Source organism: Paenibacillus terrae (assembly GCF_005217525.1).
Lineage (GTDB): Bacteria > Bacillota > Bacilli > Paenibacillales > Paenibacillaceae > Paenibacillus > Paenibacillus terrae_C.
Window position 1 is genome coordinate 1,046,107 of record NZ_PNXQ01000016.1, and the last position, 9,427, is coordinate 1,055,533.

7 protein-coding genes and 2 pseudogenes are annotated in these 9,427 nt (G+C 42.2%); 4 read left to right on the plus strand and 5 right to left on the minus strand.

What is annotated here, in order from left to right; genetic code table 11:
* Nucleotides 1-23 precede the first annotated feature (23 nt).
* Nucleotides 24-1,235 (plus strand): MFS transporter, encoded by a 1,212-nt coding sequence (locus tag C1I60_RS22400; protein WP_137063686.1) that lies wholly within the window; start codon nucleotides 24-26, stop codon nucleotides 1,233-1,235.
* Nucleotides 1,236-1,417: 182 nt separating this feature from the next.
* On the opposite strand, the gene C1I60_RS25945 is transcribed toward C1I60_RS22400, so the two are convergent.
* Nucleotides 1,418-2,023 (minus strand): hypothetical protein, encoded by a 606-nt coding sequence (locus tag C1I60_RS25945; protein ID WP_252361826.1) that lies wholly within the window; start codon nucleotides 2,021-2,023, stop codon nucleotides 1,418-1,420.
* A complete protein-coding gene (locus C1I60_RS25950; RefSeq protein ID WP_252361827.1) occupies nucleotides 2,023-2,622 on the minus strand; it encodes a glycosyl hydrolase 115 family protein in 600 nt (199 codons plus the stop codon). The genes C1I60_RS25945 and C1I60_RS25950 overlap by 1 nt, the downstream gene beginning before the upstream one ends.
* Before the next feature lie 199 nt (nucleotides 2,623-2,821).
* On the opposite strand from C1I60_RS25950, the gene C1I60_RS22410 reads away from it, so the two are divergent.
* On the plus strand, nucleotides 2,822-3,529 hold the full coding sequence (locus tag C1I60_RS22410) for a GntR family transcriptional regulator (RefSeq protein WP_137063687.1): 708 nt from the start codon (nucleotides 2,822-2,824) through the stop codon (nucleotides 3,527-3,529).
* A gap of 65 nt (nucleotides 3,530-3,594) precedes the next feature.
* On the opposite strand, the gene C1I60_RS22415 is transcribed toward C1I60_RS22410, so the two are convergent.
* On the minus strand, nucleotides 3,595-4,794 hold the full coding sequence (locus C1I60_RS22415) for an enolase C-terminal domain-like protein (protein WP_137063688.1): 1,200 nt from the start codon (nucleotides 4,792-4,794) through the stop codon (nucleotides 3,595-3,597).
* 258 nt (nucleotides 4,795-5,052) lie between these two features.
* On the opposite strand from C1I60_RS22415, the gene C1I60_RS22420 reads away from it, so the two are divergent.
* Nucleotides 5,053-6,438 (plus strand): PTS transporter subunit EIIC, encoded by a 1,386-nt coding sequence (locus C1I60_RS22420; protein ID WP_137063689.1) that lies wholly within the window; start codon nucleotides 5,053-5,055, stop codon nucleotides 6,436-6,438.
* A 952-nt stretch (nucleotides 6,439-7,390) separates the two neighbouring features.
* Here C1I60_RS22420 and C1I60_RS22425 read toward each other — a convergent pair.
* Nucleotides 7,391-8,458, minus strand: a complete 1,068-nt coding sequence (locus C1I60_RS22425) for a fibronectin type III domain-containing protein (protein ID WP_170970870.1) — start codon at nucleotides 8,456-8,458, stop codon at nucleotides 7,391-7,393.
* A 172-nt stretch (nucleotides 8,459-8,630) separates the two neighbouring features.
* Nucleotides 8,631-8,822 (minus strand): annotated as a pseudogene (locus C1I60_RS25955) (NucA/NucB deoxyribonuclease domain-containing protein); the annotation flags it as partial.
* 256 nt (nucleotides 8,823-9,078) lie between these two features.
* Here C1I60_RS25955 and C1I60_RS25960 point away from each other — a divergent pair.
* A pseudogene (locus tag C1I60_RS25960) lies at nucleotides 9,079-9,427 on the plus strand (SPRY domain-containing protein); the annotation flags it as partial.

Sequence of the window (9,427 nt, forward strand, 5' to 3'; positions counted from 1 at the left end):
CTTGATTAGAAGGGGATTGGAATATGAATTCAAATCTGAATTTTACCGAACACACTACCAGAGATACAGCTTCATCTAAAGGACTTCCATGGGGCGGGTTACTGGCGCTTGCTATGACCGGATTTATTTGTATTCTCACCGAAACGCTTCCCGCTGGTCTATTGCCACAAATCAGCAAAGGACTGGGAATATCGGAAGCTTTGTCTGGCCAATTGGTCACGTTGTATGCTCTCGGTTCGCTCGCTGCCGCAATCCCTTTGACTGCCGCAACACGGGGCTGGCGACGACGGCCTTTATTATTGCTCTGTATCATTGGATTTCTCATGTTTAACACCATTACGGCACTGTCTTCTTACTATATCTTGACGCTGGCTGCCCGTTTCCTTGCAGGCGTAGCCGCTGGTGTGTTATGGGGAATGCTTGCTGGCTATGCCCGGCGAATGGTTCCGGATTCATTAAAAGGACGCGCCATGGCTGTCGCCATGTCAGGAACCCCGCTGGCTCTTGCCCTCGGCGTTCCGTTAGGAACGTTCCTCGGTGCGCTTGTTGGCTGGAGAACAGTTTTTGGTACCATGTCCTTTCTCGCGGTAGTCTTAGTCGTCTGGGTACTCTGGAAACTTCCGGATTTTCCCGGACAGGCTTCCCAACAGCAACTCCCGCTGAGTAGGGTTTTCACGATTGCCGGTGTACGTCCCATTTTACTTGTCGTTTTGGTTTGGGTACTTGCGCATAATATTCTGTACACCTATATCGCTCCTTATTTGAGTCAGGCTGGACTGGCCTCCCGAACGGATGTGGTGCTGCTTATTTTCGGGATAACTTCAGTTGCCGGAATTGGATTGGTCGGTGCATTGATCGACCGCTGGTTGCGTTTATTGGTACTCATGAGTACCCTTGGCTTTGCTGTAACTGCTGTGGCACTAGGAATCGGAAGTCACCAACCTGCCATCGTGTATTTAAGTGTTGCCCTGTGGGGACTGACCTTCGGCGGTGCCGCTACCTTATTACAGACCGCATTGGCCGAAGCGGCAGGCGAGAGTGCAGATGTAGCTCAGTCTATGCTTGTAACCGCTTGGAATCTGGCCATTGGCGGGGGCGGCTTGCTTGGCGGAATTCTTTTAGAGACGCTTGGGGTTCACTCTTTTCCGTGGACGTTGCTTATCCTTATGCTTCTTGCCTTCGTCATTTCGTGGATTACCAAGGAACACGGCTTTTCTGCAAGAAGATATGAGTAGACCTGAAACTCAAGAAACGGTATGGATGGAAGAAAAAAATTGTTTAGAGGTCTGCAGGTGATGGTAACTTGAAAGCTGCATCATGAGATATGCAGAAGCTAAACAAAACATAGGTTAAGTTACAAAGAACCTTCCAATCCATCTTGATGGACCGGAAGGTTCTTTTACTGGGACCGAGTCCTCTAATATAGCACCTTCTCCAAGCAGCGTGCCAATTCATCATCGGGTAGCGGCTTGCGATGCGTATTTTCCAGGTAGATATGTTTCTCTGTTTCCGGCATTACATATTGTTTGTACCGCAGGAACATATCGGGACTATCTCCCTGAATCCGGAGAAATCTCCGCACTGTGTCCGTATGAGAAATGGTGTTATCGAGATTGGCCAACCAATCCGCCCGGTAGAAATGCTCCCATCTTCCAGTTCCTGCGAGCAAGAGCGCTTCTTTACCCATCTGGTAGCTCCAAACTGCACGCGAAGCTTGTATAAATGCTCGTGGATAATCTTCTTCAAGAAATAACCCGTAAGCGATGCAGATGTCAGCCAGCCCACGGGAGCCGCTCAGATGCAATTCAATCTGCACAAGAAGCTGATTATAAAGCCTGCGACATTCGTCTTCAGGCAATTGTTTCATAATTCGCAGACACCTCTCTCGCAGTCCAACCCAGCCGGGGATTGCCGATTCGGCTTTTTCCTTGAACCAGCGTACCTGCTCAGGAAAAGATCCTTCTCCAGCAGCCCAGCACAGCCGTTCATCTCTGCCTTCTTTACCTTGCAGCCAAAAGCCCATCATTTGCCGTACCGGATGGTGATAGAATTCCTCCCCCGCCCGATAAAGTCAGTAAGCTGCTGTTCAGCATCCGTGTTACCATACGTCCATAAATTCGCTGCCAAATCCAGCGTATATAAATGCGGCAAAATATTACCCGAATTGACCAACAGATACTCGTCTGCTCCTACGGCAAATGCTGTCGTTAATTCGTCAACAATCAGCTCGGCAGAGGAGGGAAATTGCGTAATATGGTTTGACACCTGCAAATCATGGAAGGTCACATGATAATATACTCCGTTCTTGCCTTCATCCTCCACCTCGGGCAATGCCGGTACACGATGGTTGAGATTGCCATGGCGCCGGGATACCATTTTACCGTAACCATTGTCCGCCCATATTTTAATTACTCCTTCGGGGACTTCAATGTGACCCTGCTTGTATAACTCGGCAATCTCGCCATACATCGCCATACTGCAAACGGGCTGCTCCACAAATTCGCAGATCATACTGTACTGCTTGCGAACCACATAAGATATTAATTGTCCACGTTTCTCCGGCGTATTAAAGGAAGGATCATTTTCCCAAAAAGGCTTGTCTCCCTGCCTACGAAAAGACAATACCCATATAATTTTCTCTCCCTTTTGCCGTTCAATCGCTTCCTGCCATAGCTATTCAAACAGTTTGGAATGCTCTTTGTAGCTGGCCTGAAGATAAGAAAATCCTCCCTCTATCTCATAATTACTATGATCACTTGATAATAGTTGCTATAACAGTATGATAAAAATATCAACGAACCAACAACTAGGGGGCTTATTAGTGAACAAAAAGGAATTTGTAATTCACGATGTATTGAGCAAAATCTACCAAAATCATTATCCTGACTGGAAACTGCCGACGGAAAGAGAACTCGCGAAGCAGTATAATGTTTCAAGGTACACGATTCATGAAGCAATCAAAAAATTAAAATACATGGGCCTGGTTAAAGTCATTCAGGGATCAGGCATCTTCATTGGAAAGAATATTCAGACCAGTCCGCTCATTTATAACTCTTTAACCGAGAACCCATACTCCAACATAAAATCCAAAGTAATCGAGTTGCAAAAGCAACCCGCTACTCCCGAGGACCAACAGATTTTCGGATTAACAAGCCGCGATGAAGTATGGGTATATCAACGTCTAAGAATCGTTAACTATCAAACGATGCAGTTAGAGTTGTCCCGATTACCTGTTATTTTATTTCCAATCCTTACGCACACGGATGCCGAACAATCCATTCAATCCTATGTGAAAAAACATAAATATACGATTTCGCATTACCTAAATACTTATGAGGCAATCTCCCTTAATAAAGAACAGGCTATGCTCTTGCAACAAAAGAGAAAGAGCCCGGCGATGAAAATATCAAGCCGCGGCATTCTTAATAATGGGATTATCTTTGAGATAAGCGAAATCGTAGCCATTGACTATAAATGTACGTATTTGACAGCCTTCAATAACGAGCATCACAAAAGAAGAAACTTATAGAAGCATTCACCTAAACAGGCAGCTTCTCCAGCATAAGGGTTCCTTTATGCTGGAGTATTTTTGTTTTAAGGGGTCATCAGTGTTCCATCTGGCAATCTCGCCTGCGTCCATTCGTGCATCCTGTATTCCACCGGATAATTTTTCGCCTGTTCCTGATTGAATTCCACGCCGATGCCCGGTAGTTCAAGAGGGTAAATATATCCGTCTTTAGCGTCTATGATGGGCGTAAAGATGCTGCGTGTGTTCTCCTTAATAGGAATATTCTCCTGGATCGCGGCACTGTGCAGGTGAATGTTTAGATGAGTGTTAACGGCGATTCCAATAGGAGTAATGTCTGACGGTGTATGCCAAGCAATTCTAACTCCGAATGCCTCGCATAAGGCTCCGAGCTTGAGGGCAGGCGTGATCCCTCCAATTTGAGATACATGGCAGCGAATAAAATCAATCTGCCTGTTGACAATAAGGCTTCTCCATTCTAAAGGATTATTGAACAGTTCTCCGGTGGCTATTGCAGTTGAAGTTTGCGAACGTATCTGACTTAACCATTCATTTTGATCCGGTGGTAAAATATCCTCAACAAAGTACGGTTTATAGCATTCGAGGTCTTTTGCAAACTGTACGGCTTGATTCGGGAAAAGTCGTTCATGCACGTCATGTAGGATATGAAACTGGTCATTATATTTTGACCTTAATAGAGCAAACATCTTGGTGGTTGTTCGCATATACTCGTCCTGGTCATAATAGGAACCCTGGGTTGAGTATTCCGGAGCGTGCAAGTGTGAAGGATTCCCTCCATAAAAGCCAAGTTGGCACCGGATATGTCTATATCCTTGCTCAAGAATACCATCAATCTCTCGGTACAAATCCTCGATGTTGTCTGCAACTGCATGAGTATATGCAGGTATCGCATCCCTAGATTTGCCTCCAAACAGCTGGTACAAGGGCATGCCGGCAATTTTACCCTTGATGTCCCACAAAGCCATATCCACCCCAGAAATAGCGTTATTCAGTACAGGTCCATTACGCCAATAAGAGTTGACCATCATCATATGCCATAAGTCCTCAATATGGTTGGCGTCTCTTCCAATCAATATAGGTTTAAGGTACTCCTCGACGATGAGCTGAACGGCTTTCGGGCGCTGCTGAAAAGTGGCGCAACCATACCCCGTAATTTTATTATCTGTAGTTACTCTGACGACCACCAGATTATGTCGATCAGGTTTAAGCACAAAACATTCCACATTAGTGATGATGGAAGGGTTCATATGTCTCCTCTTTTCTAAGAATTTCTAGGTTTATTGAAACATGTTTGAAATGCAGAATCAATTTGGCTGGGTAAATTGTCGAATCACTTAAAAAAACCAGTCCAATTTATTATAAAAAGTTCAAAAAAACCTTATGTATAAAGGCTTTTTCATAAAACAAAGCTTATTTTGGACTGCTTTTATTCGCCAGACCTTTGTGATACCATTCAGAATGTAAACGGAACCAATACTTTATATTCCTAGGACAGGAGAATTTTAATGAACAAAGTGAAAGCGGTACAAGACATGATTTATGGGGTCGGAGGAGAAAGCAATATTCAAAACGCTTGGCATTGCATGACCAGACTCAGGTTTGATCTAAAAGATAAAAACAAAGTGGACATAGAGAAAATTAAGGAATTGGACCCGGTTTTGGGCGCGCAGTTTAATAATGACCAATTCCAAATCATTCTTGGTCCTAAAGTCGCGGAATATTTTAATATTTTGGCCAGTGAATTAAAGCTAACGGATGTTCAAAAGGAAGATGAGGCAAGCGCTGAAAAGAAGAAGGGGTTTGTTACACTCTTCATGAATATTGTATCCGGCGTGTTTGGGCCTATCGTTCCAGCTATTGCCGGGGCAGGATTGATCAAGGGACTTATCGCAGGGTTGACCGCCCTCCATATCATCTCGGATCAAAGCGAAACCATTCAGATCATTAACATGATGGCAAGCGGAGTATTTACGTTTTTACCGTTTTTCTTGGCAGCCTCGGCGGCTAAAATTTTCAAAACCAACGAATATTTAGCGATAGCAATCGCTGCTACCATTATGTTTCCAACGATGGTGGATGCGGCCAAGGCCGGGGAACTTTCCTCGTTTCAGTTTTTAGGCTTTATACCTATCCCAGTGTTTAACTACACCGGTACAGTAATCCCGATTATCTTTGCCGTATGGGCGATGAGCCATATTCATAAAATTGTTAACAGGTTTATGCCAGAAGTGTTAAAAACCGTAGTTACGCCAACGTTAACCTTGTTTATTTCGGGCTTCCTGGCATTATCCGTTATCGGTCCCATTGGCATTCACCTAGGCAATGGCTTGGCTTGGCTTGTTCAAGGCTTATTCAGTATCTCTCCCATCCTTGCTGGCGTTGTTGTTGGTGCGATTCGACCTTTGGCTGTCTTTACTGGCATGCATCATGCAATGACTCCGATTGCTTTGCAGAATTTCGCAACACAAGGTTACGATATGTTAATGCCTATGATGTGTATGGCTAACTTTTCAATCGTAGGTGCAACATTTGCAGTGTATTACAAGGTAAACACACCTAAAGAAAAATCTATTATTGTTTCAGCCGCCGTCTCCGGTCTTTTGGGAATTACTGAACCTGCTTTATTCGGTGTACTGGCTAAGTACAAGAAAGCTTTTCTAGCCGCCATCATTGCAAGTTCAGTTGCTTCGGCTTTTATCAGCTTTTTCGGTGTCCGATTGTATGGATATGTGTTATCCAGTATATTTAGTATTCCCGCTTACTTTGGGCCTTACTTTATCTATGCCATCTCTGGAATGATCATTGCTGTCGCACTCTCCTTTACAATTTGTTATCTGCTTCTAAGCAAGGTAGATGTTGCGAGAGCGAATGAACCTAAGCAGCTCAAATAATCGTTTGTCATGGCCTCCAAGCTTTTTTAAGCTCAATGAATCGTTTAAAAGTATCTAAGATAATGAGTGGAGCCTGACTACTTGTATAAGTGTTGTCAGGCCCTTCAGTTAGCGATTATTGGGGGATCCGTGCCAATCAAAAGAAGGAGAGGCATGCTTACATTTTTCGTTGCCCGTATTCGGTTTTTTGCGCCCTCCAATGGACGTGTGCCAGTATCCAGCGTCACGAGCATGGGTGTTTAGTTGCAAAGATCAACAAACGTTTTTTCGTTAGGTGCAGCTAATATCACAGTCAGCACATCAACATCGACCGAACTGCCGGCACTCTGTCTTTTGTTTCTTTATAGTAGCCAGATGGTTATTAAATAATTGTTGCCTATCGGTCCCGTTGCCCGCGTTCGGATTAATACTCCCTAATCTTGACAAAACAAAAAACGCCCCTCCGGATAGTAACGGTGAGGCGTTTCGCTGGTCCTGTGTACCTATAACGGAATACTCCGCATGTACCCAAGACCTCACGTTATTTCGTTCATTTAACGTTAATGTGACCGTAGTAAAACGTAAGGATGCCGAGGACCGGGATCGAACCGGTACGGTAGTCACCTACCGCAGGATTTTAAGTCATGAGTTTTTAATATACTATAATGGCATACAGTTCCGAAATCCAGTATCCTCAAGGCTTTTATATGTTTATATATGTTCTCATTTGGACTGTATTCTACACAAAATACTACAGTCTGTCCCCAATTTGTCCCCAATAAAAAGAGCAGGAGGGTTAATTCCTCACTGCTCTTTTTTGCATATTTTCAACATGGTAAAGGACGACAATTGAGTTTCGTAACCTCGGCAAATTATAAGAAGAAGCTAAAACGAAATATAAACCAGCTAACACGGAACTGTTAGAAACGATCAAAGCTCTGCCGACCAATTAAGGTTAGCAGAGCTTTTCAATTTATTTAGAGTATTCACTTACTTCAAATGTTAGGATACGATCATACAGCATGTAGTCCTTACGGCTGCTAAATGGTCCTTTGTTGTTATCGTGCTTGTTAATTGCATAGGATGCAGATCCAGAACCAGCCTGCTTGCTTTCGTACCATGAGATAAAGTCATTGACCTCTTTCATGCTTAGGTCGAATTCCTTTTCCAAACCAGTTGTCATAGTAACTACCAAAATCGCACGATCTCCAGTAGTTGGCTCTGGATCAGGTTGACCGCCCCCTCCTTGCGGTGTTGCTGAAGCTTCATTGAAGTATTCAGAATCAACGCCATTCACCTTAGCACTCACAACAAAGTAGTACTTCGTTCCGTTGGTCAGACCTGGAATGATAAAATTTCCATATGCATCTTTTGTAGCTGTTGCGCTTTCAGTGTATTTGCCCGATTCTGTTCCGTATTTGACTGTATAGCTTTCAGCGTCTTTAGTTTGATCCCATTTCAGAGTAACCTGACTGTCTCCAGGCGTTGCTTTAAGATTAATTGGAACATTCATATCTATTAGTTGGCCATTTTCATCAATGTCTATTGCGTCAAACTGAATATCACCATTTTGGATTTTAGCTACGATTGGCGGAGTTTCTATTGTGACAGTATGAACTGTATCTGATAAACCTGTCTTTTCATAGAGAAGAATTTGACCATATACTAAATTACTACTATATCCACTAAATGTCTCAGTAACATTATCGATAGTAATTGGAATTTCAGTTGGCTTATTGACATTCGTAGGTCCTATTATTCTTAATTTTGTTCCTTTAAACTTAAATACCAACTTCGAATCTGTATTGTTAAATTTAGAATACTTGGATTTTCCATTTAAAAATGCTGTGTTACTTTCATCAAGCCAAATACCTTCATATTTAATTTTTGGGGAACTATCATCATATCTCTTCCATCCATTTTCTGGTGAAGTTAGGCTTCCACCAACAGAAGCAGCATATGTAGTAGTTGAAGTAAGAGCAAAAAAAACAAATACCAGTGCTCCAAACAATAGTTTTATTTTCTTAGACATTTGATTCATTAAATTTCCTCCTGAGTACTTTTATACTATTAAGGGTATACATCACTAAAAATTTTGTCTAAACATAAACTTGCTAATCTATAAATATAATCTAAATATTTGCATAATTATTTTTTTATTGGTTATAAAAAAAGGACTCATACCAGCTTCTGTACTGGTTGAGTCCTCGCTTTTATTTCACTATGAATCTTACCTTTGTTCCATCGGGATAGTAGTCCAATTTGTGTCCTACCCACGATCCAGCTCCACGGTTATCCTTTGGACTTATTTACTTAATGTCTGCACCCTCTCCACCTTCGGAACACATCGCCATAGGCCATTCGTCGCGGTCGTATCCTTTTTTAGTTGGATAGCCCTTAAGCGATTCCTCTTATCATCTGACACCTCCATAGTATTTAAATCTTCTCAATACTATATTAGGAGACATGTCGAAGTATCACGTAAATTGTCGTGAAATAAAATAAGGTGTACCAGATATACAACAGTAGATCCTTGTTGCTTTCTAAAAATTTAAATACATTATTAAACTTATATTTGAATATATAGACATTAATGTTTAGACATTCCTATAATTGAGTTTTATAATTCAGTTTGTTATTACATAATTTTAGGAGGAAGTCATGAATAATAAAATGTTCAAAAAGTTTGGGAGTATCTTGTTAGCATTATTTATTGGAGTTTCCGTGTTCTCATTATTTCCTACAGTTACAAAAGCAGAGACTACAAATGTAACTTGGACAAATGGGTCTTTAGTAACTTTTATTGATGGGTCAAGAAAAAGCGACAGAGCGACAGTAGGGAAAACAAGTGGGAAATGGTATTGGGAAGTAAAGGTAAACAATGTTGCCTCACTAATAGGAATAACAGGTGAATCAGATCGACAGTATCAAGCGATTTATGATAATGGTGAAATTTTCAATAACATTACATCACAAGTAAAGATAGGTTACAGTTCTGGTTTTGGAGTTG

What these genes read in the sequence shown, in the direction of transcription:
- C1I60_RS22400 (WP_137063686.1), top strand. Translation starts at nt 24, where the DNA reads ATGAATTCAAATCTGAATTTTACCGAACACACTACCAGAGATACAGCT.
- C1I60_RS22420 (WP_137063689.1), top strand. Translation starts at nt 5,053, where the DNA reads ATGAACAAAGTGAAAGCGGTACAAGACATGATTTATGGGGTCGGAGGA.
- C1I60_RS22425 (WP_170970870.1), bottom strand. Translation starts at nt 8,458, where the DNA reads ATGAATCAAATGTCTAAGAAAATAAAACTATTGTTTGGAGCACTGGTA.
- C1I60_RS25945 (WP_252361826.1), bottom strand. Translation starts at nt 2,023, where the DNA reads ATGGGCTTTTGGCTGCAAGGTAAAGAAGGCAGAGATGAACGGCTGTGC.
- C1I60_RS22415 (WP_137063688.1), bottom strand. Translation starts at nt 4,794, where the DNA reads ATGAACCCTTCCATCATCACTAATGTGGAATGTTTTGTGCTTAAACCT.